Annotated in this window: 16 protein-coding genes and 1 pseudogene; 13 read left to right on the plus strand and 4 right to left on the minus strand. The window is 41.3% G+C overall.

Translation table 11 applies throughout. The features are described from left to right. Positions 1–173 precede the first annotated feature (173 nt). Positions 174–551, plus strand: a complete 378-nt coding sequence (locus HWQ42_RS19685) for an SIMPL domain-containing protein (RefSeq protein WP_292815244.1) — start codon at positions 174–176, stop codon at positions 549–551. Between the two features lie 308 nt (positions 552–859). Here the strand turns inward: HWQ42_RS19685 and HWQ42_RS19690 are convergent, their stop codons facing one another. Next, the gene (locus tag HWQ42_RS19690; protein WP_292815246.1) at positions 860–2410 is read right to left on the minus strand and encodes a PAS domain-containing sensor histidine kinase; all 1551 of its coding nucleotides are present in this window, start codon (positions 2408–2410) and stop codon (positions 860–862) included. A 572-nt stretch (positions 2411–2982) separates the two neighbouring features. Between HWQ42_RS19690 and HWQ42_RS19695 the strand changes: the two genes are divergently transcribed. Further along, a complete protein-coding gene (locus HWQ42_RS19695; protein ID WP_292815248.1) occupies positions 2983–4980 on the plus strand; it encodes an AAA-like domain-containing protein in 1998 nt (665 codons plus the stop codon). Between the two features lie 228 nt (positions 4981–5208). Next, a complete protein-coding gene (locus HWQ42_RS19700) occupies positions 5209–6012 on the plus strand; it encodes a PEP-CTERM sorting domain-containing protein (RefSeq protein WP_292815251.1) in 804 nt (267 codons plus the stop codon). A 167-nt stretch (positions 6013–6179) separates the two neighbouring features. Here the strand turns inward: HWQ42_RS19700 and ebsA are convergent, their stop codons facing one another. Then, positions 6180–6554, minus strand: a complete 375-nt coding sequence (gene ebsA, locus HWQ42_RS19705; protein WP_104905290.1) for a type IV pilus biogenesis protein EbsA — start codon at positions 6552–6554, stop codon at positions 6180–6182. A 644-nt stretch (positions 6555–7198) separates the two neighbouring features. Here ebsA and HWQ42_RS19710 point away from each other — a divergent pair. Continuing rightward, the gene (locus HWQ42_RS19710) at positions 7199–8605 is read left to right on the plus strand and encodes a glycosyltransferase family 2 protein (protein ID WP_292729592.1); all 1407 of its coding nucleotides are present in this window, start codon (positions 7199–7201) and stop codon (positions 8603–8605) included. Positions 8606–8677: 72 nt separating this feature from the next. Here the strand turns inward: HWQ42_RS19710 and HWQ42_RS19715 are convergent, their stop codons facing one another. Next, a complete protein-coding gene (locus HWQ42_RS19715; RefSeq protein WP_292815254.1) occupies positions 8678–10783 on the minus strand; it encodes a DNA polymerase III subunit gamma/tau in 2106 nt (701 codons plus the stop codon). A gap of 396 nt (positions 10784–11179) precedes the next feature. On the opposite strand from HWQ42_RS19715, the gene HWQ42_RS19720 reads away from it, so the two are divergent. The 5 genes from HWQ42_RS19720 to HWQ42_RS19740 all read left to right on the plus strand — a co-directional run bounded on the left by HWQ42_RS19720 (position 11180) and on the right by HWQ42_RS19740 (position 19655). Continuing rightward, positions 11180–11878: a hypothetical protein gene (locus tag HWQ42_RS19720; RefSeq protein ID WP_292815257.1), complete on the plus strand. Its 699-nt coding sequence runs from the start codon at positions 11180–11182 to the stop codon at positions 11876–11878. A gap of 197 nt (positions 11879–12075) precedes the next feature. Next, on the plus strand, positions 12076–15933 hold the full coding sequence (locus HWQ42_RS19725; RefSeq protein WP_292815260.1) for a tetratricopeptide repeat protein: 3858 nt from the start codon (positions 12076–12078) through the stop codon (positions 15931–15933). A 147-nt stretch (positions 15934–16080) separates the two neighbouring features. After that, positions 16081–16731 (plus strand): M14 family zinc carboxypeptidase, encoded by a 651-nt coding sequence (locus tag HWQ42_RS19730; protein ID WP_292815263.1) that lies wholly within the window; start codon positions 16081–16083, stop codon positions 16729–16731. A gap of 42 nt (positions 16732–16773) precedes the next feature. Beyond that, positions 16774–17241 (plus strand): GNAT family N-acetyltransferase, encoded by a 468-nt coding sequence (locus HWQ42_RS19735; RefSeq protein ID WP_292815266.1) that lies wholly within the window; start codon positions 16774–16776, stop codon positions 17239–17241. Between the two features lie 740 nt (positions 17242–17981). Continuing rightward, a complete protein-coding gene (locus HWQ42_RS19740; protein WP_292815269.1) occupies positions 17982–19655 on the plus strand; it encodes a fasciclin domain-containing protein in 1674 nt (557 codons plus the stop codon). A 56-nt stretch (positions 19656–19711) separates the two neighbouring features. On the opposite strand, the gene HWQ42_RS19745 is transcribed toward HWQ42_RS19740, so the two are convergent. Then, on the minus strand, positions 19712–20377 hold the full coding sequence (locus HWQ42_RS19745) for an O-methyltransferase (RefSeq protein WP_292815272.1): 666 nt from the start codon (positions 20375–20377) through the stop codon (positions 19712–19714). A 67-nt stretch (positions 20378–20444) separates the two neighbouring features. Between HWQ42_RS19745 and HWQ42_RS19750 the strand changes: the two genes are divergently transcribed. The 4 genes and pseudogenes from HWQ42_RS19750 (at position 20445) to HWQ42_RS19770 (ending at position 25221) form a co-directional block, all read left to right on the plus strand. Then, entirely contained in the window at positions 20445–20852 is a 408-nt protein-coding gene (locus HWQ42_RS19750) for a hypothetical protein (RefSeq protein ID WP_292815274.1), read from the plus strand. Between the two features lie 174 nt (positions 20853–21026). After that, a complete protein-coding gene (locus HWQ42_RS19755) occupies positions 21027–21800 on the plus strand; it encodes a hypothetical protein (RefSeq protein ID WP_292815277.1) in 774 nt (257 codons plus the stop codon). 441 nt (positions 21801–22241) lie between these two features. Continuing rightward, positions 22242–23003: pseudogene (locus HWQ42_RS19765) on the plus strand (DMT family transporter); the annotation flags it as partial. A 508-nt stretch (positions 23004–23511) separates the two neighbouring features. Further along, complete coding sequence (locus tag HWQ42_RS19770; RefSeq protein ID WP_292815283.1) at positions 23512–25221, plus strand: alpha/beta hydrolase; 1710 nt, start codon at positions 23512–23514, stop codon at positions 25219–25221. Positions 25222–25260 lie beyond the last annotated feature (39 nt).

Below are 25260 nucleotides of genomic sequence, written 5' to 3' on the forward strand. Positions count from 1 at the left end.
CGAGCTTCATCTCCTCCAAACCGAATTTGCCTGACCGACTTTTGCAAGAGGTCTAGTGTCGAGATACGACTATAATTGTTGCTCTTCAAACGATAGAAGCTAGTGTTTCTCTAGATATCAGTTATTCTCCAAATTCAGCAGGGACTCTCACAGCTACTGATAATCTCATCGGTGTGAGAAATCCGGGTCTTGCGATCGCCGATTCCCTCATTGGTAGCACCGCTCCCAAAACTCCTCAGATATTGGAAGTTACTGGTAAAGGAGAGGTCAGTGTTGCAACCACTTTAACTGAGGTGCAATTGGGGATTAAAGTAGAGGGAAAAACTGCAACCGAAGTTCAAGAACAAGTTGCTCAACGTTCAACAGCGGTAGTTGATGTACTGCAAAAGCTTGGAGCGCAAGAACTTCAAACTACATCTATTCAACTAAATCCTGTCTATAGCTATAAAGATGATACTCAAACCCTCACCAGCTTTGAAGGCCTCAACACACTTCAGTTTGATGAAATTTCTAGATCGCAAAGATGCGATAAATCGCCGTCTCTTGCCTAATGGGTGTAGCGCCCTATCAATATGTGCTGGGACAACGAATGGAAAATGGTTGTGCAGACCAAAGCCGTTTTACAAGGCATTTTAAAAAAACCATTTGTAGAGACGCGATGAATCGCGTCTTTACCCAAGGATGTGTTGCAATCATTAATTGAATTAGTATCAGATATGTGAATATAGCGGCCGCCTTGTTAATACATCGACTTGCATTGCGAATGCCGCCTTGTTAATGCATCGACTTGCATTGCGAATGCCGCCTTGTTAATGCATCGACTTGCAAAAATTAATATCTCCTCCCCAAAGTTCATTACCTAAAAGCTGGCGTGTTTTCTAATCGCGGCATAGTGTCTTGCTGTTGTATTCATCTCAATGATCAACTCTGTCCCTTGACCTAATTGAGAATTACACTTAAGTTTACCTTGATGTTTTTCAACTATAATTTGCCGACTAATTGATAGCCCTAGTCCTTGACTTTTGCCTACTGGCTTAGTTGTAAAAAACGGTTCAAATATATGTCTTTGGATATGGGGAAGTATACCTTTGCCATTGTCAAAAATACGAATGATAACTTTGTGTTTTTTCCCTAGTAGTTTGTCATTTACCCAAGGTTCATGATTATTGACCAATGATAAATGACTGCTAACAACTTCTGTATGAATCAGGATTTTTGGAGTAAAAGAATCATCATGCTTCATCCTCTCTTCTAAGGCATCAATAGCATTAGTTAAGATGTTCATGAATACCTGATTTAGTTCACCAGGATAACACTCAATTAAAGGTAATTCACCAAAGGTTTTAATTACTTTAATCTCTGCTCTATCAGGTTTTTCTTTGAGACGATGCTGCAAAATCCTGAGAACACTATCAAATCCTTCATGCAAGTCAACCTTTTTCATTTGACCTTCGTCAGAGGTGGAAAAATTCTGCAAGGCAAAAACAATTTCTTGAACGCGCTCAGAACCGGCTCGCATTGACCACAGTAATTTTAAAAAGTCTGTCTTCACAAAACCAAGGTCAAGGTGTTGCAAATGTAAGGCAATAACTGGGGTAGGCGTGGGATAGTAATATTGGTAAAGTTCAATAATTCTGATTAAATCTTCAGCATATTTACTAGCAGGATGGAGATTGCCGTAGATAAAGCTAACGGGGTTGTTAATTTCGTTAGCCATATCCGCCACCAGTTGACCGAGATTAGCCATTTTCTGGTTCTGCAATAACTGGTTTTGGGTATATTTGAGTTCATCAAGGGTAATTTCTAGTTGCTCTGATTTTTCCCTAACTTGGTCCTCGGTAAACTGGCGTTGAGCAATTTCTGTTTGGAGTTGTTCAAATAGTTGGTATTGTTGAGTAGCGTAGGCGCAGCCCGTCGTAGACATCGCCTTTTCTTGAGTAATATCCTTGTGCGTTCCCACCATCCGCACTGGCTTACCGAATTTATCCCGTTGAAATACTTTGCCACAAGTCAAAATCCACTTCCACTCCCCGGATTTAGTCAACATTCGCAATTCGACTTCAAACACAGGTATGCATCCTTGGAGATAATCGTGCAATACCTGGCGAATTCTTGGTAAATCCTGTGGATGTACAAGTTGTTCAAAGGATTTATAATCGTTGTCGATTTCGTCTACTTTATATCCCAGGATGCTCTTCCACTGGGGATCGTAATAGGTTTTGTCAGTTACCAGATTCCAATCCCACAACCCCAAGCCACTAGTGATTAATGCCATTTGTAAGACGGCTTGTGAGCATTGGCAAGTATCTAAATTTTCTGGAGATAAGTCTTTGGCTTCTGGGAAATTCTGAGAATCTTGTACTGAAAGTGGAGTTTCTGATTCATGGGTAGCGGGTTCTTGGATATGCATAGCTGCTGGTACGATGAGGAAGATATTCTGTAGCTCTCTCTCTACGCTGTCTTAGCACCCTGACGATTCAGTTATGGACAAATCCGCCTAGTTGGTTTATTAGGCTGTAACGTACAGCAGAATTCAGAAGTAAAACAGACTTTATACCTGGATAACAGATTTAGCTTGTGTACCTCATCAACTTGAAATCTGCTGTACGTTACGGATATATCAGCCCACATCATAAATTGGGATGGAATTTATAAAAAGGTAAACGTACGAGTGTAACCTCTGTTGCGATCGCCATAGCAATCTTTTAGAAAAAATCGCTACGTTGTGTGCATCTACATTCTAAGATATGTCTTAAAAAAGTAGTTCAAGTCACATAGAATTACCTAAAAACCCCAAAAAATTTGTAAAAAAAATTCTATGATTAAATCATGTCAAATAATTTAAGGATGCAAAAAATTGTCAAGGCTTTTTTGTAGCTTTTTTAGTCAGGACTGGCTGCTATGCATACAAGGCAGTCTACATTGACTTCCAAAGCTGAATGGTGTGAAGAAAATATCATACTGAATTAGAGTCAATGAGTAATGACTATAGATGAACTAGTATTGCTACTAAAAGCCAGTCAAGCAACCGGTTTAACGACGCTCCAAGAGTTGATATTGCGTTCTTCGTGGGAAGGAAAAACCTACACCAATATAGCCGATGAGGTACACTACGGCGAGGAACGTGTCAAGAAAATTGCTGCTCATTTATGGCAAGTACTGAGTAATTTTTGCAAAGAACCAATACATAAATCCAACTTTCGCCAGACTCTAGAAAATCACCATCTTAGCGAAGCGTATCAGCAGTTAATTAAGGAATTCAACCGAGCCGCCACGGCGATATCCTTAGAATTTCCTAGTGGGCCAGTATCGCTTAATTCCAGATTTTACATCCCTCGCCCACCAATTGAAGAACTCGCTTACGCAGAAATAGCTGAACCTGGGAGTGTAATTTGCATCAAAGCACCCAAAAAGATGGGGAAAAGCTCTCTGGTTTTGCGCTTGCTTGCACACGCTAACAAGCAAGGCTTTCGCACCGTAACTTTGGACTTTCAGCAAGCAGACAAAGCAGTATTTGCCAGTTTGGATAAATTTTTGCGCTGGTTCTGTGCCAATGTTAGTCGGGAGTTACAGCTAGAACCAAAACTTAATGATTATTGGGATGAAGATATGGGTAGCAAAGTCAGCTGCTCTATCTATTTCCAAAAATATTTATTGTCTGCGCTCTCAAGTCCCCTGGTTTTAATATTAAATGAGGTGGATTGGGTATTTGAGTATCAGGAAATTGCTGGAGAATTGCTACCATTAGTGCGATCGTGGCATGAACAAGCTAAAAGGGTAGAAATTTGGCAAAAATTACGTCTGGTTTTGGTTTATTCAACAGAAATTCTTGTTCCCATAAAACTGACTCAATCGCCATTTAATATTGGTTTGACAATTAATTTACCTCCCTTTACGAAAGAGCAGGTGGAAGATTTAGCACAACGTCACGGGTTGGATTGGACAGATGATAAAGATGCCGATAGTTTGATGGCAATGGTGGGAGGAAACCCTTATTTAGTGCGATTGGCATTGTATCAGCTTGTAGGTAAAGGTGGATTCAAAGGGGATTTAGGGCAGTTATTACAACAAGCATCTACAGATGCCGGAATCTATAACGAGTATTTAAGGCAGTATGTGTTAGCACTACGAGATGAGCCAGAATTGGTAGATGCTTTTTATGAAGTGATTAATACTACAAATTATGTGAAATTAGAGCCAAGATTGGCATATAAATTACAGAGTCTAGGGCTAATTAATTTAGAAGGCGATCGCAGTACTCCTGCGTGTGAATTATATCGGTTATATTTCCGACAATATCTCAAAAAAAGTGAGCATTTCAACAATACTCATGTTGAACGGTTGAGGCAAGAAAATCAACAGTTTCTCTTCCTCTCTAGCTTAGATGAACTAACTCAATTAGGAAATCGCCGCTACTTTCAAACCTACCTGCAAATTGAGTGGCAAAATTCCACTCGTGAAAACACTCCAGTATCAATAATTTTGTGCGATATCGATTATTTTAAAATTTATAATAAAACTTATGGTAGCTCGGCAGGAGATGAGTGTTTAAGACAAATCGCTAATACTATCTGTAACTGCATCAAGCACTCACTAAGTAATAGCACTTTCTTATCCAGTAGGAATATGAATCATTCAACTGGTAGTGCTTTTGTAAGTTCCCAAAAAGGAGATTTTCGAGACGAAAGCAACAGAGTGTTAGTAGCTCGTTATGGTGGTGAAGAATTCGCCATTCTTGCTCAAATAGATGTGACTGCTGCAATGGACATTGCTGAATATATTCGAGAGCAAGTAAAAGCTTTGGGTATTAAATGTGAGTATCCTAACATTGGTGGTTTACCTGCTGCTGTTTTAACTGTGAGTCTAGGGATAGCTAGCGTGATTCCGGTAATAGGAATTGAACCTGCTACTTTAGTTAATGCAGCTGAAGAAGCACTCTATCAAGCCAAAAGAAAAGGACGCGATCGCGTTGTAGTTTAATATAAAAATTTTCATCAAATAACGAAATTAAAATTGATTAATGAGGTAATTGTCTCTAACATATTTCGCAAATGAAAGTATAAAAGCAGCAATTGACAAGACTTTTTATTGCCGATGAAACTTCCATCACCAGCTTGGGAATAATAAAATCATGCTTGAGAAAGATTTGCAATGAATCTCAGTAGATTACGTGTGTTTACCATCGGCAATTAAAGGAAAAATTTGTTAATGAAAGTGAGTTCATCAGGGATTAAGTTAGGTTTTGCAGTTGTTAGCAGCAGTTGTCTCGCAGCAGTAGCGATCGCTATCAGTGGAGCAAGTGCAATTGCTGCTCAATTCATCACAATTCAAAGCACTGGCACACTATCAGGAACTATCGAACTTCCCAGAAATAATCCCAATTTCAATAATAGTACTACTCGTATTGATACGGATGAAACTGGAACTTATTACCGGAACTTAGGTACTAATAATAATCCTAATTATGTTCCTGTATACCAGTCAGACTATTTAAAGGTAGAAACACGCTCTGATGGAAGTCTGCATTACTTTGTTGACTTTAAAGGTATTCCCATTGTCTCCTTTAATAGTGTTCTGACATCGCCGGTGCTTTCTGGTGGTCAGTTGACTGCCTTCCTCTACCAGGGACAATTGCCAGGAACCACATTTCAAGGAGTAGTTCAAGATGAATTTAATCTCACAAAAGCTTTCTACACTGGTACTGTCACCGACCCAGGCACCGGAAAGAAGTATCAAGGTACTTTTGAAGTGAGTGGATATGGGGAACGATATAGTAATCCCAATGGGAATTTAACTCCCACAGTCTTTGATTTCCAGTCCGATATCCCAGGTTTGCCAAGCGTAACATCCTTGACCATAACTAACGCTAGCTTGGCAAATCTAAGAATCAAAGTACCTATAAATGAAACTTCTATTCCAGAACCCGCTAGCCTTCTCGGAACTCTGATGGTTGCTAGTTTTGGTATCGTTCTGAAAAGAAGAAAAGACAGCGGACTTAGGAAGACATTTTAAAACTGAAAGGTTGTTGTAAGAAAGCTCACAAGGCTAAAGCTGAATTGTAAAAATCAGTGCCTTGTGAGCAAATAATCTTAGAAAATAAGGACTAAAGCCCTTACTACGAACTTATTTATCTATCAATTTAAAATAAGCCGGACTTTTGCACATCCGGCTGAGTTGAATCAATCATCTATACGCAGTAGCTTGCGGTAAAACGGTTGTGAAAAATCGGTTACGCGATAACGTTTATAGTTGTCCATCAGTTCAATTAAAAAATTAATAAACTCGAAACTAGCCATCATCAGTTCATAACTCAGGTCAGCATTGCCATCAAACTGAATTCGGCAACGGGTTAAGTCTGAGGGTAAAGTAGCAACATTCCAGGAAGCGACAAAGGGGACATGTTCGCTGGCTTCGATCTTTCGATGTCCCTCCAAAACCCCTTTTTGATAAAGACTGATGGCATAGGGTAAGAAATTGCGCCTAGCGCCCTGAACATAAGGTAAGTAAACACTGGCTTGTTGTTGAGTTGCAGGCTGGAGTTGCTCAATAGACATAGTTAAATATTCCTCAAGTTAGTTAGCAACTGGGGATATTAGTGGATGTTAGTAGTATTCCCAAAAGATGTGTCTAAAGCACATAGTGGTCAGTGAAGAAGGGAATAGGGTATAGGTTACAGGGTACAGATTATTCCCTATCACCTATCACCTTTCCCTAATCCCAATACCAATGCCCCATGCTTAATAAATGAAGTTACTACTAAGAAATATTAAAATTTCGGTTACAATAATGCTGCATTAACTGTTATCGAATCTGGGAACGTTAACACTAAAAATGTCTACTGTAAAGTGGTGGATGCCGTTATTGCAGTTTTTCCCAACAAAAAGCTGCTGCTACCTTGCTATTACTTTACCCAAACCGGAGTTCTCATGGGAGAAAGTCCGACTCTACAAGCTTCCTGCCCAACTGGCTATCAAAGGAATCAAGCTTCTGTCTAAGAGTAGTAAACGCGGTTAATATGAGGTAATTACGCACAGTGACGGTGACAACAAAGGTAGTCCCAGCGGCTTTTGGCTTAGGGATAGCGGGTATTGCAGTTTGCCCATTCCGATTAATATCGGGAAAAGTAGCTTAGGGATATTTGTCCGTAAAATTACTAACTGTAGACAAATAGTGGTTTTTGAATCAAGCAACCTAACCTATGCCAGCGAATTCCTGGCCCGAAGAAGATTCTTATCAAGAGCTTGATCCGCTCAACTCCTTGTTGTCTGACCTATCAGTAGATGAGGAGTCAGTGTTAGAGACAGATTCTATGTCTCTACCATCCCGGTTTCAAGGTCGTAGAGGCAAAGCAGCTCTAGTCTTGACTATCGTCTGGAGTGGCACGATCGCTCTACATTTAGTTTCTTGGGCTTCCATTTTTATTCTAGGACTGACCACCATTCTAGGATTTCATGCTTTGGTGGTAGTGTTTACTAAATCCCGTCGCTATCCAAAAGAAATACAGGGAGATTTACCTTCTGTTTCTGTGCTAGTAGCTGCGAAAAATGAGGAAGCGGTAATTGCTAAATTAGTCAAAAATCTTTGTAATCTGGAATATCCAGGTGGGCAGTACGAAATTTGGATAATTGACGATCACAGCAGTGATAGCACGCCACATTTATTAACGGAACTCGAACAGAAACACGACCAACTGAAAGTACTAAGGCGTTCAGCAGAAGCTACTGGTGGCAAATCGGGGGCGTTGAATCAGGTGTTGCCGCTGACAAAGGGCGACATTATAGCAGTATTTGATGCTGATGCCCAAGTCACACCAGACTTGCTGCAACAGGTAATACCTTTATTTCAAAGAGAAAACGTGGGGGCGGTGCAGGTGCGAAAAGCGATCGCCAACGCTAAAGACAACTTTTGGACTAAGGGTCAAATGGCAGAAATGGCACTTGATACCTGGTTCCAGCAACAGCGGACTGCCCTTGGTGGCATTGGCGAACTGCGGGGCAATGGTCAATTTGTCCGGCGTTCAGCCTTGGAAAGCTGTGGTGGCTGGAATGAAGAAACCATTACCGATGATTTGGATTTGACAATCCGTTTACATTTGGATAAATGGGATATTGAGTGTGTTTTCCATCCAGCGGTGCAAGAAGAAGGAGTGACAAGTGCAGTTTCACTCTGGCATCAGCGCAACCGTTGGGCAGAAGGCGGTTATCAGCGCTATTTGGATTATTGGGATTTAATTCTCAAAAACCGCATGGGAACGCGTAAAAGCTGGGATTTGCTGATTTTTATGCTGATTATGTATATCTTGCCAACAGCAGCAGTCCCAGATTTATTAATGGCGATCGCTCGTCATCGTCCACCAATGTTAAGTCCGATCACTGGTTTGTCTATTTCTATGTCGATGGTAGGGATGTTTACAGGTCTGAAGCGGGTACGTCAAGATCAAAAATTCCCACTTTCTACATATTTTATAATGCTGGTGCAAACCCTGCGCGGCAGTTTATATATGTTGCACTGGTTAGTCGTCATGAGCAGTACTACTGCTCGAATGTCGGTAAGACCAAAGCGCCTGAAATGGGTGAAAACTTTGCATACTGGGCATGGGGAATAGCCCCTTTGGGGAATTCAAAATTTAAAATTCAAAATTCAAAATGCAAAATTACCAAAAATAATTTTGCATTTTTTATTCATCATCAACTTCTGCTTCCTCTACCCATTCTGGTGTAGTTATGGAATCAGAGAATTCTGGGAAATCATCTGCAAAACGGATAATTTGTCCGTTGAAAAATTCTGCTACACGTTGAGCTGCGATCGCTACTTCATCAACTTCCCAATCAGGTGCGGGTGTTTGTTTTGGGGGTGGAGGCACAGTTTGCATCCCGTTTCCATTTATCCCATTTCCATTTACACCATTTCCATTTGCCCCATTTCCATTTACGCCATTTCCATTTGCCCTATTTCCATTTACACCATTGCCATTTCTTGCTGCCAACTCGCTTTTTTCTGTTGCTGGTGATGGATTAGTTGGCTGTGGTGCTGGCGCTGGAGACGAAATTTGCTGGTTGTAACTGGGAGTTGGTGGTTGCTGAACGCGAGTAGAGTCTTTTGGCGGAGGATTTTTTTTAGCTGAGGTAGAGTTTGAAGAAATTCCTTTTTCTATATTTATCTGGATTTCACGCTGGAAAGTCTGCTGGAAAGCTGCCGTAATCATCGGTAGATAAGATTTACCCTTGTCATACCATGCCTGTTTAATCGCAATTCGAGCCACAACACCGTCAAAATCTATGAGTTGGCTCATTTGACGCAGCATTTCTTGCCTTGATTTTGGCTGGAGGTTGGCAAGCACTTGTTGCCAAATCTGAGTTAAGTCATATTCTGCTTCGCCAACAACTTCTGAAGTTACTGGTTCAATGTTCGCAGCTGGAACAGGAACAGCAACAGGTTCTGGAGTTGGTGCTGAAACTGATTTAGCAACAGAATTGTGATTTGTTTGCTGTTCAACTGGGGGAGATGAAGTGACGAGCTGAGTTTGGGCAGCCGTTTGATGATTGGCAGATGCAGAATTATGATTTGTTTGCGGTTCAGCTAAAGGTACAGAAGAGACTGGGTGATTTTGGGCAACTGCTGGAGGATAACTTGGAGATACAGCAGGTGTATTAACTCGCGGTGCGACACTTGGGGCTTGTGGCTGAATATTTGTCGCACTAGGTAACAATCCTAGTAATGTTACTTCCAACCACAAACGCGGCTGGGTGGTATTTTTAATTTGTACTTCTGATGTTCGCAGGTGTTGCTGTCCCGCCAAAATCGTGCTGATATCGAAGTATTGAGCAAACTCAACCAGCGCTGTCCAAGTTTGCTGAGTACAAGCAACCAAATCGTGGCGGTTGGGTGCTGTTTTCGCTATGAGTAAATCGCGGTAAAAAGCAGCGAGATTTTGCAGAATAGTTAGGGGTTCTCGACCACGATCTAGAATGTAGTGAGTACAGTCTAGAACTGCTTCCGGTTTATCTTGAGCGATCGCATTTAAAAGCGCTAACAAATCCTGTTCGCTTACCGTTCCCACCAAATCCCAAACTCGCTCTGGTGTGACTTCACCCGCTAACAAGCCCAATTGATCGAGTAGACTTTCGGCATCCCGTAATCCCCCCTGAGAAAGTTGGGCTACCAGGGTGACAGCATCATGTGAAATATGAATGTTTTCTATAGATGCGATCGCACTTAAATGCTTCACCATCGCCTCTAACTGAATGCGTCTAAAATCAAACCTTTGACAGCGCGAAATAATTGTTGGTAACACCCGTTGCGGATCTGTTGTCGCCAACACAAAAACTACGTGTCTCGGTGGTTCCTCTAGGGTCTTTAGTAGCGCATTGAATGCCTGGGTACTGAGCATGTGGCATTCATCGATTACATAAACCTTGTAGCGACACTGCACAGGAGCAAACTGGGCTTTTTCAATCAACTCGCGGATATTATCGACACCAGTATTACTGGCAGCGTCTATTTCAATTACATCTAAGGCGTAGCCCTTGGTGATTCCCTGACAAACCTCACATACACCGCAGGGTTCAGCAGTGGGCTGATCACCTTTTAGACAATTGAGGGATTTAGCCAGAATCCGGGCACTAGAAGTTTTCCCCGTACCTCTTGGCCCAGTGAATAAATAGGCGGGGGCGATTTTAGATGTGCCGATCGCGTTCGTGAGGGTGGTCGCGATCGCCTCTTGACCCACCAGTTCAGCAAAACTTTTGGGGCGATATTTGTGGTGCAGGGGTTCGTAAGACATGGAAAAATAGACTTCAATGCCTTTCAATGTTGATTAGTAGCACCGAGTCGAGTTTAGGATTCAATTATTTTAAACTCTCGTACCTGCTTTGTTGATCGATGTTGCCATAGCCCTTGCACTCAACTAATGCCGTGAATTTTGGCACTCAGGAAAGCAAGTAACCAGAGCTTATCCTCTACTATGATTTCAACATCAATGTATCGGAATTATAGCATATCATTTAGTACATTTGTTCTTATAAAGGAGTGGGGAGGCAGAGGGAGAAGAATTAATAAGTTCCCAATGACTAATGCCCAATGCCCAATGACGAATGACCAATGACTATACGTTTTATTGACTGAACTAACGCCATAGTCCAGTGCGATCGCTACAATTTTATAGATAAAGTAAAACTCGATGGTGCAGCAGATGCTCAAGCGGCTATTTCAATGGCTCAAAAAGCTTTTTCAGAGCTTGTTTGGTGGAAAACAGAATACCTCAAAATCTAGGGGAAATGTCCAAAAAGAACCAGCACCACCCTTGAGCGATACGGATCTGGAATTTCTCTTCAACGAACTGTTGCAAGGAGTACATCAAGCACGAGGAGAAGCATGGGCACAGAAGTGGCTGCATAATATCGAACATCGCATCACAACTCAAGAGTGGGTTGAGTGGTTGGGGCGCTTTGGCGACAGATTGCTAGCATCTCCTACACCCAATAATGAAATGGCTGCGCGGTTAGTGCAATTGGGTGAGTTGAACATCGGAGAAATTGGAGATGTTGCCTATAATATCGGGATGCAGTTGTTGACACGCAATGAAGGCGAACCAGTTTGGGAATACGAAGGGCCAGATGCTTTTAGCACTCCTTTGCCATCTGAGGTAGTTGCCCCAGTATCAGAGTCAGCAGATGCACCAGAGAACCTTCCAGAGGGAGAATACCAAACTGTCACCCTAGAACAGTTGTTTGTGATGTTGCAGGAGGATGAAAATTTACGTCAGCAAATTGCTCAACAGCTTGCCGTTGAAACAGACGATCCACAAGTGCTTGTCCAGGCATTAATTAGTCAGTTATATCCTGCTGGTCAATCGACTACAGAGCAAACTGAAAATTAACTGCTTGCCAGAGTCAAATTCAAGAGTTAAATCTGGGAATTGTAACGTTGTAATGCTATGCTCTTGAAGATTTGTATATTTTTTGCTAACCTGCTACGGAAGCGCTGTCCGAATCTAATGGATTTTTACGTAATTGATGATTTTTTTAACACAACGATGGCTACAATCTAGAAAAACAAAATCCAAGAGTGTGGCAGATGCTCAGGCGGATATCGCAGTCGCTTAAAAGGTTTTTAAAGCGCCTCATTGCAAGTAAACAGAATAGTTCTCTCAAGGGTGCGAGAGGACGCAATCTGGTGGGGGTACTACCAGAACTAACCAATGCGGATCTGGAACAATTGTTTATCCAATTGTTAGAAGGCGTGCATCAAGCACGAGGACGACAGTGGGCATTGAGGTATCTGCAACGGATCGAAAATCGCGTTCCGGCTGAACGTTGGATAGACTGGTTGGTGATGTTTGGTGAAAGCTTGCTAGCTTCACGTACACCAAATCCTCTTTTAGCAACACAGATGGTGCAATTGGGGGAACTTGGTGTTGGCAGAATTGGAGAAGTTGCTTATGACATTGGCATTCGGCTAATGCAAAACTTACCTACAGAAATAGAAGATTATCAGGACAATAAGGCACAAGATGATGTTGAAATCACTCCTGGGCAAGAACTGATCCGCGATTTGGGCGAACAGTTATGGGAGCATGATGAGCCAGATGTAATAGAAATCACTCCTGGACAAGAACTGATCCGCAATTTAGGCGAGCGGTTATGGGAGTATGATGAGCCAGATGTAATAGAAAGTACACCCGATGAAGAAATTCTCCCAACTCCCCCTGGACAAGAGCTAATTCTTAGTTTAGGTGAACAATTATGGGAATATGATGCACCAGATGTTGAACCAATAACGTCAACACCCCAAAATGACTCTTTTGAGGAAAGATTACCCGAAAACTTAGAGGAAGTGGTATGGGAATATGAAAGGGAAGACGCCCAAACCACAATCCCAGAAAATCTTCCTCTGCCCGCAGCAGAAGATTCAATCACTTTGTTAACCCAATTGAGGTTTGACGAAGAAGAAATTGTTCAAATTACAACACCAGTAAATCTCCTTTCCACTAGGCAAAAGACTGAATTAGCAACGTCTTCCTCGGTGGAAACCTGGGATAACACTCTGACGAATTTAGAGCCGAATGTGGCTAATACTTTAGATGAGTTGTGGGTGAGGTTGGATCAAAGTAGCAATTTAGTCCAGCAACTTGCTTCGGATTTGGCAGTTCAAAGCAGTAATTCCCCTGGTATTATTGAGCGACATAACGATAATCCGATTACCGACGCTCAAGGGTGGTTTTACCAAGGTCTAAGCCAAGCGAAAACGGGTGATTTGTTGGGCGCGATCGCATCTTATGACCAAGCCATTGAAATGCAACCAGAATTCTCAGAATATTGGTTTAATCGAGGCTTGACGCTGTTCCATTTAGAACGTTTTGATGAAGCGATCGCATCTTATGAAACAGCTACACAACTGAAACCAGACTTCTACAAAGCCTGGTACAATCGGGGTGGAACTCTCGGAGAATTAGGATACTTTGAAGAAGCGATCGCTTCTTTTGACAAAGCTATAGAAATCAAGCCAGACTATCAAGAAGCTTGGTCTAGCAAGGGTTTGGCACTGCTGAAATTAGGTTGGCTACCAGAAGCGATTGCTAGTTATGACCAAGCGCTGCAACTCGAACCAGAAGACCAGGAAAACTGGTATCACCGAGGCATAGCCCTAGCTGTCAGCGAACAATTTGCCGAGGCGATTATATCTTACGACAGAGCTATAAAAATTAACCCAGAGTACCACGAAGTTTGGATAGACCGGGGCGTAGTGCTGTTTAATTTAGGTAGGTGGTCAGAAGCGATCGCCTCTTGGGATAAAGCACTTTCAGTTCAAGCTGATTTCTACTTAGCTTGGTACAACCGAGGTATAGCGTTAGACAACTTAGGACGGAGAGAAGAAGCGATCACCTCCTATCGGCAAGCGATCGCCATTAAACCCGACTTCCACTTAGCTTGGTATAATCAGGCAATAGCACTGTTTCATTTAGAACAATTTGCCGAAGCGATCGCTTGTTATGACAACGCTTTGCAAATCAAACAAGATTATTGGGAAGCTTGGATTGGCCGGGGAACTGCGATCGGTCATTTAGTGAATTATGATGTATTGCTGAATTTGTCCAGTAGTATCATCGCGGCAAATCCCGCCTTACAACAGGGCGGCTACGAAGGAAAATTAGCCAGCTACGAAGAAGGGTTAAAGCATCTACGGACAGATACCCATCCAGAAGGTTGGGGTAGATTGCATTTTGCGATCGCTAATACTTACTACGAACAAGGTAAAAAACATACCAGTACGCGGGATTATTGGCGCAAAGCTGCATCTGAGTATCATCAGGCGCTGTTAACCCTGACATTAGAGTATTTTCCCCAGTTGCATTTAGAGGTTTTACAATCTCTAAGCAAAGTGTTGATGGGTTTGGGACAAACCACACAAGTTCAAGAATTGCTGCAACGTGGGACAGATTTATTGCGACAATTACTGAGTGAAGAAACTCGCTCAGACGAAAGTAAAAAACAACTAGCTCTAAAATTTGCCGGCTTCGATCAATTGGCAGTTGATTTAGCTGTGGAGTCGGGTGATTTAGTAGAAGCTTGGGAAATTGCCGAACAAGGTAAAAATGCTTGTTTAAACTGGCTGCTTTCTGGTTGGAATCATAATATTTACTCGCCTTATTATGGCGCAATTCAACAACTATTCAATCCCACAACAGCAATTATTTACTGGCATATTAGTCCAGTTTCCCTACATACTTTTATTCTCAAAGACCAAGCTCCATCACCAATTCTCCTGTTTACACCCATGCAAGATGCTGGGGTAATACCTTTAGGAGAAGACGCTATCCGTCTAAATGAATTGCCTCTACCCGAAGCAGTGCAACGCCTAATTGAATTTGAAATTTGGCTAGAAGATTGGCATCAACAATACCAAGAATATCGCAGCACAGCCCACGACAGAGAAAGTAAAAGTCAGCATTCTTGGCGAGTTGATATGGAAGAGAAACTGTTGCGACTGTATGAAATTCTGAATATTTCTACAATTGCACAGGAACTCGAAGGCATCACCCAACTGGTCTTAATTCCTCACCGTGACTTGTACAGATTGCCCATTCATACACTTTTCCATCTTTCTTCGCCATCTCTGGAAGAGTTACCAAATGTGGAATCAAATTTCAGCGTTACCTATCTACCTAGTGCCCAAATAGGTTTATCAATCAGAACTGAGGATATTTGGCAGTGGCAAAATAAGTTATTGCTCAGTGTTGAACATCCTGAAAGTACAGGTTCTCCTACACTGAAATTTGCCAAACTGGAGTCTGAAATTGTTAGTCAGATGTTCAATAATATCCAACGAATTCAGGGGGCAGAAGCTACGAAAAGTATTGTTGAAAATGCCCTATCTGAGAATTATAATATCTTGCATTTTACGGGTCATGTTACTAATAATTTAGCTGAACCTAAAAAATCAGAATTAGCATTAGCAGGTGAAGACAAACTTAATCTAGATGAAATCTGCCAACAAAATCTAGATAGTTACAACCTGATTACCCTCTCTGCTTGTGAAAATTTAAGTACTAACAACTACACCATCAGTAGCGAATATGTGAGTTTAGTCAGTGGTTTTGTAACTCAAGGCGTACCTCATGTAGTGAGTACTCTCTGGAGTGTAGAATCTTCGGCTAGTGCCTTAGTAATGATCGAGTTTTACCGACGATTACAGCCCAATAAATCAGCAATTACTGCTTTAGCGGAAGCCACACAATGGTTAAAAGAACTAACTGCTGGAGAACTGACAAAATGGTATGAAGATATTTTGAATAATCTGCATCCAGAGGAAGTAAGAATTCAAACTTATTTAGCGACGCAACTATATAGAAATAGTAAAATGGCATCAGATAAAATTCTTTATAACCATCCTTACTACTGGGCAGCATTCACGATTACGGGTAAGCCAAATTAATCTTTTCAAACTTAGTCAAATAATTTTGGTTTTTAGATTTGCGATCGCGCAGCGTTAGCAAGGAAGAGAATTGAAGAATTAAAGACTCGAATCAAAGAACTCAGTAGTCAAGCTGTAAAATTTAGTAAAAAAGCAACTGAAGTGTGTTTGACGGATCGGGAACAAGCTATCGATGGCGATGGTCGGATTTTACTGATGCGAATCCCCGATGACAATGGGGCTTGGAAAGTCTGTCCTACTGAACCTCGTCTGCTGGTGCGACGCGAACCCACAGAAACAGGTGGACAGTATTATCGCGTACTACTAGAAGGAAATATAGAAAATTATGACGGAGTTCAGATTAAAATTCAGCCTTCTAAGGAAGGGCTAAATTTGAACCGGAATTTTCCATTTTTATGGCGGCAAGAATCTGAGCAATGGGGGTCTGGCCCTTATCCTACATCTGAAACAGAAGTGCGATCGCTAGTTCAATTTATCACTACACATCCTAATATTACAGGAGCGATCGCCTTTCATACTTTTAGCGGTGTTCTCATCCGTCCCTACACCCACCTCAGCGATGACGAATTCCCCGTTAATGACCTCCGCACTTATCAACGTATTGGCGCAAAAGGTACTGAACTTACTCAATACCCAGCCATCTCCGCCTTTCATGATTTCCGCTATGACCCCAAAGACGTAATTACAGGGACATTTGACGACTGGGCTTATGAATATCAAGGTCTATTTGCCTGGACAGTAGAAGTCTGGAGTCCGCAGCGCCAAGCTGGAATTAATGATTATAAATACATCGATTGAAATTGTCAAATATACTTCCTGCGATATTATCCTAATAGAGCTTTGTCTAAACCTATAATTACCGTTCGCCTAATTACACGCGACGAACTTCCCCAACTTTTGGCTTTATATAACCACCTAAATCCTGTCGATGCGCCTCTACCAGCTGATGATGTTTTACAATCTATCTGGGATGAGATTTTACATGATCCCCATTTGTATTACATCGTGGCTGATGTTCATAGCCAGCTAGTAGCAACATGTAATTTAACCATTGTTCCCAACTTGACGCGTGGCGCACGTCCATACGGCATCATTGAAAATGTTGTCACCCATCTCGATTTTCGACAACAGGGATTAGGTACACAAGTGCTACATTATGCCTTAGCTTTAGCATGGCAGCAAAAGTGCTATAAAGTGATGCTTCTAAGTGGCTCAAAAAACGAGGAGACGTTGCACTTCTATGAAAAAGCAGGATTCAAGCGTGGACTAAAAACCGGATTTGTTGCCCTACCTCCAGAGGAGTTGTGAGCAAAATTGAGACAGATTAGCCAGCTTCCAAAAATCCTAGTTTATCTTTGGGTTCGCTTTTAAAAAATAGTCTTTTGTAAAAAAATAATTCCTAGCCAAAAATCTTGGCGCAATCAGGCTTGAAATTTTTGATTGCGATCGCTAATTTCCAGTCTAGTATTTGAAAATTTGCCATCAAGGACAACTATCTAAAGAGTGAAAGTTTTTCCTCAAAATCCAGCCCTGAGTTAGTTGTATAATTTCGATAAAAGATTAATAATACATCATATCGCCAAAAGGCATTTTATTTCTTAAATATTGCTAAAGATCATGATACATTAAGTTTGACGGCATGAACCCTCCTCGGCAATTATAAAGACAGGGCTATTAAAGGCCAATTATTTTACTGCTTGACTGCAATTTTAGAACTGATAAAATCGCCTACTTGCATTAATTATCTTTATTGTTGCAACAGAAGAGATTACCCTGGTATGCCTGCTTCTCTTTAGTGCGATCTGCGGTTCTTTAAAAAGCAAATAGGAATCCGATACTACATGTGGTAAACATTTGGATAAATGTTATGAGATATCAGAGCAGCTACTCATAATGTCCCACATTTGAATTTTTCAGAGTTAACGGGTTTCATTTTTGGTTTCCATATTAAGGCGAACCAAATAATTATCTGGATATTTGTATTCACTTAACCTTGCATCCAGTATTTTCCAATAGTCAACCCAAGAAATTGAAAAGAGGATATTTCCATGTCTAGTTTGTTTCGTTGGTCATCAACAAAGGTTACTTTGCTAGTTCTGGGAATTACAGCTGCGACAATAACTCCCATCGTAATTTCTGCCCCAGCTTCATCTCAAACTCCTGTTCCATCTGTAACACCATCACCTGCGACACCATCGCCTACTTCAACAGTTAACCTGTCTGATGTTTCCTCAGATTATTGGGCACGTCCCTTCATTCAAGCCCTAGCTGAGAATAACGTGATTAGTGGCTTTCCTGATGGTACTTATAGACCAAATCAGCCTGTGACTCGTGCTGAATTTGCTGCCTTGATTCAAAAAGCTTTCAGTACCCAAAACCGAGTTCGGCAATTAAGTGCGGGTGGATTTAGTGATGTTCCTGCTAACTACTGGGCAGCTGCTGCAATTCAAAACGCCTACGAAACTGGATTTTTAGCAGGCTATCCTGGGAACGTGTTTAGACCAAATCAAGAAATTCCTAGAGTACAGGGGATCGTTGCTTTAAGTAGTGGCTTAGGTTTAACTGGTGGCGATACAAGTACTCTCACTAATTACTACAACGATGCCTCAGCTATCCCAGAGTATGCTGTTGGCAGTGTGGCAGCAGCGACAGTAGGTAATCTTGTTGTCAACTACCCGGATGTAAAACAACTCAATCCGCAACAGTCTTTGACTCGTGCTGAAGCAGCAGCACTTTTATATCAAGCTTTAGTTAAACAGGGACGGGTGCAACCCATTGCTAGCAATCTTCCAGCTAGTCAGTACGTTGTAGCTGGAACTCCCACAAGTACTGATATTGTTTCTCTGGCGGCATCCAGTAGTTCTTTTACAACTCTGACTTCTTTATTAAAGACAGCCGGTCTAACAGATATTCTTCAACAGCCAGGCCCTTATACAGTCTTCGCTCCCACCAATGATGCCTTTGCTGCCTTGCCTGCTGCTACCTTAGAACAGTTACAGCAACCAGAGAACAGAGAAGCGTTAGTTAAGATTTTAAGATATCATGTGGTTCCCGGTGCGGTAACAGCTAGTCAACTCTCGGCAGGGGAATTGACAACCGATGAAGGAAGACCAGTAAATATTAAAATCGATTCCGCTAACAGTCAAGTCTCGGTGAATAATGCCAGAGTTCTCCAGGCAGACGTGAAAGCTAGCAATGGTGTTATCCATGCAATTAACCAAGTCCTGATTCCGCCTGATGTTAACATCAGTCAGTTAAATCAGCCATCAACAGGAAGTACAACGCCTGATGTTAACGTAGGCAGAAGTACTCGTGGTGGCAGAAGCTATATCGGAGGTGGTGGTAATATTGGTTTGAGCGGCAACGATTCAGCTTTGAGCGATAGTAACTTTGCAGTAATCAGCAAACTTGGTCTGACAAACAATATATCAGTTAGACCATCGGTGATCTTTGGGGACGATACAATATTTTTGGTTCCTGTAACTTTAGATTTTTCTCCCCGCAGAGCTGGTTCGGTAGGCGAGAGAAGCTATAGTATATCTCCTTTTATCGGTGCTGGGGTAGCAATTGAAGCTAATCTGGATACTGATATTGGATTACTGCTAACTGGTGGTGTAGACGTTCCTGTAGGTTCTCGATTTACAGTGACAGGTTCCGTAAATGCTTCTTTTCTCGATGATACTGATGTAGGGCTACTATTGGGAGTTGGCTTCAACTTCTAAGTCAATAGAAGCAGAATACGCAATAAGGGCGCACAGTTATTGTGCGCTCTGCTGTATTAAGATCGCTTGATTGCTAAAGTAAGTCCATCGGCGATGGGGACAAGGGCGAGAGTAATGCGTTCGTCATGATGTAACTTCTCGTTCAGCGCTCGGATAGATTGGGTGCTTTCATCTTGATTTTGCTCGTCAGCTACTTGTCCAGACCATAAAACATTATCGATCGCAATCAATCCACCTGGACGCACTAATTGCAGCGATCGCTCATAATATCCATCATAATTTTCTTTATCAGCATCAATAAAGGCAAAATCAAAAGTCTCGCCTTGCCCAGTTGCCAATAGCCGATCTAAAGTTTCCAAAGCTGGTGCCAATCGTAGATCGATTTTATCGGCAACCCCAGCTTCTAGCCAATATCGTCGAGCGATCGCAGTAAATTCTTCACTCACATCACAAGCAATAATCTTGCCATCAGCCGGTAGTGCCAAAGCTACAGAAAGTGAGCTATAACCCGTAAACACTCCAACTTCTAGGGTTTTCTTCGCTCCAATTAACTGTACCAGAAGGCTCATAAACTGCCCTTGTTCTGGTGAAATCTGCATTCCACTCCGGGGATGATTGGCGGTTTCTTGGCGTAACTTCCCAAGAATTTCTGGTTCTCGTAGCGAAACGGATAAAAGATAATTGTAGAGTTGATTATCAAGACCTATAGACTGTTTTGGCATGGTAGATGAGAGAATTGAGAGAATCTACAGTTATACTATCGCTGATAAGTGGAATCTCAGGAATAACATGGTGCGGTTAGTTTTGACAGCAATATTGCTGGTGCTAGTAACAGCTTGTGGCAGTATTGGACTGTTACCGACTAGCGAGTTAGTGCAAAAAGCGATCGCACTTGGGCTAGAACAAACTCAACAAAAACTTAGCCAACAGTTGGATCTAGATTTTCAAGGATTTGAAATCAAGCGGCTATCAATTACCCAGGAACAACCCCTGACGATTGACAATTTACCAGCTTTCCACGTCCGAGGAACCTATGACTTGATTGTTAAGCTGCCAAAACGACGCTTGACGCAACCAAAACAACCCTTTGATGTTTATCTACAAATTCAGCAAGAAGGTAAAACTTGGCGATCGCTAATTCCAGAAAAAGGCAGTAAAAATACTCAATCAATTTGGCGCAGTTATTTAGTTGAGTAAACAAGAAATAAAGCTAAGTTTGTCGCGGTTATGGAAGAACTACATTAAGGGTTTTGAAATTTTGAATTCCGCACAGTGGGATATGTGCTACTCAAAAAACCATCACAAGCATTTACGTATAACTGCTAGGGCAAAGTCATGATCGAGGTATAGTTTCACCGGACACAAGGCAAGATGTATATTAACTTTTTCATCAGTTCCATTGCAGGAATTGTGGTTGTGGTGCTGGCAGCTTTTGGCTTACTGCAATGGTTGCACATCCCTGCTGGTAACTTTCTTGATTGGGTAATTGGTGGTGCTAGTTTTTGGTGGCTGTTGGTAATTGTTACCGTACCGTGGAATGTGCATTTTCAAGCCAAAGAAGTCTTAGCAGAAGCAGCACAATCAACTGAGAAAGGCATTCCAGTCGATGAGAAACAAGTAAAATATGTCACAGCGTTGGCAAAGCGATCGCTCTGGGTTGCCATTGCTTTACACTTATTCTCAGCCATTGGTCTTTATACCCTTGCTGCCACTGGTATTAGTACAGTTGGATATATAAGTTCTGGTGCAGCTTTGTTATTAACAATTCTGCGTCCCGCGATTCGCGCTTACGAGTATTTATATGCGCGGTTAGCGATGATTCGCCAAGAATGGAAGTATCCGCGCGAAGATATTTTTGAACTGCGCGATCGCTTCTCGATATTGGAACAAAAAATCCAGTCATTGGAAGATCAACTCAACCCAGAACAACCCTATTCCTTACCCGCAACTCAACAACGTTTTGCCGAAGAGACTCGCAGAGATTTAGCTCGAATTGCGGCTAATTTAGAAGAATTACGGGCGACAAATCAAACAGAACATGAGCGTTTGGGGAGAGAAGCCAGAAATGCGATCGCGCAACTTTCCACCGACGGGCAATTTCTTGATCATGTCCGCGAAATTATTCGATTTTTTAAGACCGCTTAATTATTGCTCTAATAACTGAACTAATTTTAAGTTTTGGATAATGATAGTGAATATTCATCATCCAAAATTTAAAAAAATTATTTAAAAAGGAAAGGCTATAGTAAAGCTTACATAACTTCAGGAGTACTCACGGTGAATCAGATCCAACTGACTTTAACTATTGGTTACTTATTAATGACATGCTATTTTTTAACTAATTGGTTAATATTTTCCCTATGTCATCCTGCTTCCAATCCAGAAGATAAATTTTTATCGGTTGTGATGTTTGTGGTGACAACTATCTTCTGGCCTCTGATGATTCCGATATCTTGTTTAGAAATGGTTCAACAAAAGCGAATAGACTTTAGTAAAATGATTCCTGTTCTATTAGCAATATTTGTATTTAGTATTTCATATTATTTAACCGAATAATTAATAATTCCTCCTCGTCAATTACATAGATATTAAATGCTTGCTGTGTATTTAGGGATACGCGGCAAATTACCCAAATTAGAACAACTGCGCTCTGCTTCTGGAAAATTATTAGCGATATTCTTAGGGACTAATTACTTTTCTTTTACCCAAGGTTTAGCATTAACATCGCCTGCTAACGCTGAAGTTCTCATTCAATTATCTAGCCTTTTATTAGGTTTTGGAGGGTTAGTAATTTTTAAATAACGTTATCGGCTGTCTCAATGGATTGGCGTTAGTGTCATGATTTGTGGTTATCTTTTATTTTTTCGCGAACAACTAACGAATTTAATTACAGCACATGGGACATATATACTAGGCAGTGTTTTAATTGCGCTAGGATCAACGGCTTGAGCTATTTATGCTTTGGCACAAAAGCAGTTATTACAATCTCTATCTTCCACCAGCATCATGTTGATAATTTATGGGGGCTGTGCTTTATTATTCACTCCTATAGCAAAAGTTAAATCACTTTTTATACTTGATACTTTCCATTTATAAATGTTGATTTTTTGTGCCTTGAATACCTTAATCGCTTACGGTGCTTTTTCTGAATCATTACAACATTGGGAAGCATCACGAGTAAGTGCAGTAATAGCTTTAGCTCCCATTGTGACATTAATATCAGTCGCAGTTGTATCAGTTATTGCACCTTCTTGGACACCACCAGAACACTTCACCCTCATAGCAATATTTGGAGAGGGTTTAGTAGTTACAGGTTCAGTAGCGATCGCCTTGGGAAAAGCTGATTAATTGCAATGTTTTTCAGGATTTTTACTGGATTTTTCATCTAGTGAAATTGTGCAATATTCAAAGCTACAACATAAATACTGAGGCAGACTATTTTTTATTTGTTATGATTTAATAGTGAAGGCAAACTACTGAAGTCATCTAGATACTTTACCCATCTGCGTGACTTTGTAGGATTTGATTGTTGACTTTATAGCCGAAATATCCTTGCAAAAGAATTCAAAAATCAGAATTCAGGAGTCAGAATACATTACTAGGGAATTGGGAATCACTACTTTTTTTGACTACTAAATCTCAGATTTGGTGGAAATTTTAAACCCATTTATACCCATTATTTTCAGCCAGCTACATTCGCAAGTCATACATTAATTCATCGTGAATTATAAATCCTGACTCCTAAATTCTGTTTTGATAAAATTGAGGCTAATAACTTTAAGTAAACTAAGCAGGGCGCCCGAATAACTACCAAAGCCAACACCTGATAAAACCAGACCACCGAAACAGTTGAGCGATGAATAGTTTGTTTGGTAATTGGGCCAGCACCCTCAGAAAAAATTCTTTATTGCTGGTTCTTTCAATGGCGCTGCCAACATTTGGAGTTAGTAATTCTGTCTTGGCAGCAGAGCGGATTTATGCATCTTATTCAGCTTTGGAGCTTTCAATTTCAGTCACAACTTTAGAGAACTACGCCAAAACAGGTGTAATTAACGAAGACTTAGCAGCCTATCAGCGATATCTGCCTCTAGAACAGCTTCAAGAATTGCGGCGGATTTTGCTTAATCGTGTGAAAGTTAGTCCAGTAGTAGTTTCGCAACTTCTCTACACACCACAAGGAGAATTTTTACTGCATCGATTGGCGCAAGTGATTAAAACCAGTCAATCAGAACCAGGATTTGGTACTTTGCGTTCGGCGCTAATTTTAGCCTCTGGTGAATCGGGAGGCTTGACACTTTTAAATGTGTTGCGTAAATATCCCACCAGCAGCATTCGCCTTGATGTCGCCGAGACTTTGGAAATAGCTACGGAATTGGAGAAACTTGTTAACCAAACCCATCAGGCGATCGCAGCTGTTTCCCAAAGGTCTAAAATAGAAGCTGAGAGCATTTCCCCACCAAATTTCTCGCAATTGCCCGATTTAAAGGTTCCGGGAAAATTTAAGTCGCAAAAATACATCCTGAAGTTTTTTGACTCAACCCGCAATCGCCTTTTATTGACTGATGTTTACATTCCCAATGTCCAGAAGACTGCACCGATAATTGTAATTTCTCACGGTTTGGGTTTAGACAGCAGTAACTTTCAATATTTAGCCACTCATCTAGCTTCTTACGGATTTGCCGTCGTCGTTCCCAATCACCCTGGTAGTGATGCGAAACAATTGCGTTCTCTGTTAAAAGGACGCGCCATTGAAGTAGCACAACCAAGTGAATTTCAAGACCGACCAATGGATGTAACATATATACTGAATCAATTGCAAAAAGGTAATCAATCTGATTCACGGTTTAAAGGTCGCCTAAATCTGCAACAAGTCGGAGTATTTGGTCAATCTTTGGGAGGCTATACAGCCTTGGCCCTGGCAGGCGCTAAAATCAACTTTGAGCAGCTAAAACAAGACTGTCAACCAGCAGCACTCCAAAAAACCTGGAATATGTCTTTACTGCTCCAGTGTCGCGCTTTAGAATTGAGTATTAGCAAGTCTGGCAAAGATTATAACCTGCGGGATGAGAGAGTAAAAGCTGCGATCGCAGTTAATCCCATTACTAGTTCGATTTTCGGCAAAGCTGGCTTAAGTCAAATCAAAACTCCAGTAATGATTGTCAGCAGTAGTGATGATACAGTTGCACCAGCTTTATCCGAGCAAATTTTACCTTTTTCCTGGTTGGCAAATTCCCAAAAGTATCTCGTCATGCTTGAAGGTGGTACACACTTTTCCACCATTGGCAATGCAAACCCTGCAAATCAACAAGTAGCATTACCTGCTGATATGATTGGCGATGCTTCTCAAGCACGTGGTTACATGAATATTTTAAGTTTACCTTTTTTCCAAACATACATTGCAGGCAAGCCGCAATACACACCGTACCTGAACGCCGCCTACACTCAAAGCATTTCTAGTAAGTCTCTTGGTTTGAGTCTCGTCAAGTCATTGAATACAACTGAATTAGTACAATTATTGGATATTAAAGGAGCCAAACTCGTAAAAAAAAAGTTCCCAACACCATAGTCAGCTTCGGATTTTGGATGTTGGATATTGGTGTTGCAT

The sequence above is a fragment of the Nostoc sp. JL23 genome (genome assembly GCF_017115065.1).
Lineage (GTDB): Bacteria > Cyanobacteriota > Cyanobacteriia > Cyanobacteriales > Nostocaceae > Nostoc > Nostoc punctiforme_A.

What these genes read in the sequence shown, in the direction of transcription:
- HWQ42_RS19690 (WP_292815246.1), bottom strand. Translation starts at nt 2,410, where the DNA reads ATGCATATCCAAGAACCCGCTACCCATGAATCAGAAACTCCACTTTCA.
- HWQ42_RS19695 (WP_292815248.1), top strand. Translation starts at nt 2,983, where the DNA reads ATGACTATAGATGAACTAGTATTGCTACTAAAAGCCAGTCAAGCAACC.
- HWQ42_RS19700 (WP_292815251.1), top strand. Translation starts at nt 5,209, where the DNA reads ATGAAAGTGAGTTCATCAGGGATTAAGTTAGGTTTTGCAGTTGTTAGC.
- ebsA (WP_104905290.1), bottom strand. Translation starts at nt 6,554, where the DNA reads ATGTCTATTGAGCAACTCCAGCCTGCAACTCAACAACAAGCCAGTGTT.
- HWQ42_RS19710 (WP_292729592.1), top strand. Translation starts at nt 7,199, where the DNA reads ATGCCAGCGAATTCCTGGCCCGAAGAAGATTCTTATCAAGAGCTTGAT.
- HWQ42_RS19715 (WP_292815254.1), bottom strand. Translation starts at nt 10,783, where the DNA reads ATGTCTTACGAACCCCTGCACCACAAATATCGCCCCAAAAGTTTTGCT.
- HWQ42_RS19720 (WP_292815257.1), top strand. Translation starts at nt 11,180, where the DNA reads ATGGTGCAGCAGATGCTCAAGCGGCTATTTCAATGGCTCAAAAAGCTT.
- HWQ42_RS19725 (WP_292815260.1), top strand. Translation starts at nt 12,076, where the DNA reads ATGCTCAGGCGGATATCGCAGTCGCTTAAAAGGTTTTTAAAGCGCCTC.
- HWQ42_RS19740 (WP_292815269.1), top strand. Translation starts at nt 17,982, where the DNA reads ATGTCTAGTTTGTTTCGTTGGTCATCAACAAAGGTTACTTTGCTAGTT.
- HWQ42_RS19745 (WP_292815272.1), bottom strand. Translation starts at nt 20,377, where the DNA reads ATGCCAAAACAGTCTATAGGTCTTGATAATCAACTCTACAATTATCTT.
- HWQ42_RS19750 (WP_292815274.1), top strand. Translation starts at nt 20,445, where the DNA reads ATGGTGCGGTTAGTTTTGACAGCAATATTGCTGGTGCTAGTAACAGCT.
- HWQ42_RS19755 (WP_292815277.1), top strand. Translation starts at nt 21,027, where the DNA reads ATGTATATTAACTTTTTCATCAGTTCCATTGCAGGAATTGTGGTTGTG.
- HWQ42_RS19770 (WP_292815283.1), top strand. Translation starts at nt 23,512, where the DNA reads ATGAATAGTTTGTTTGGTAATTGGGCCAGCACCCTCAGAAAAAATTCT.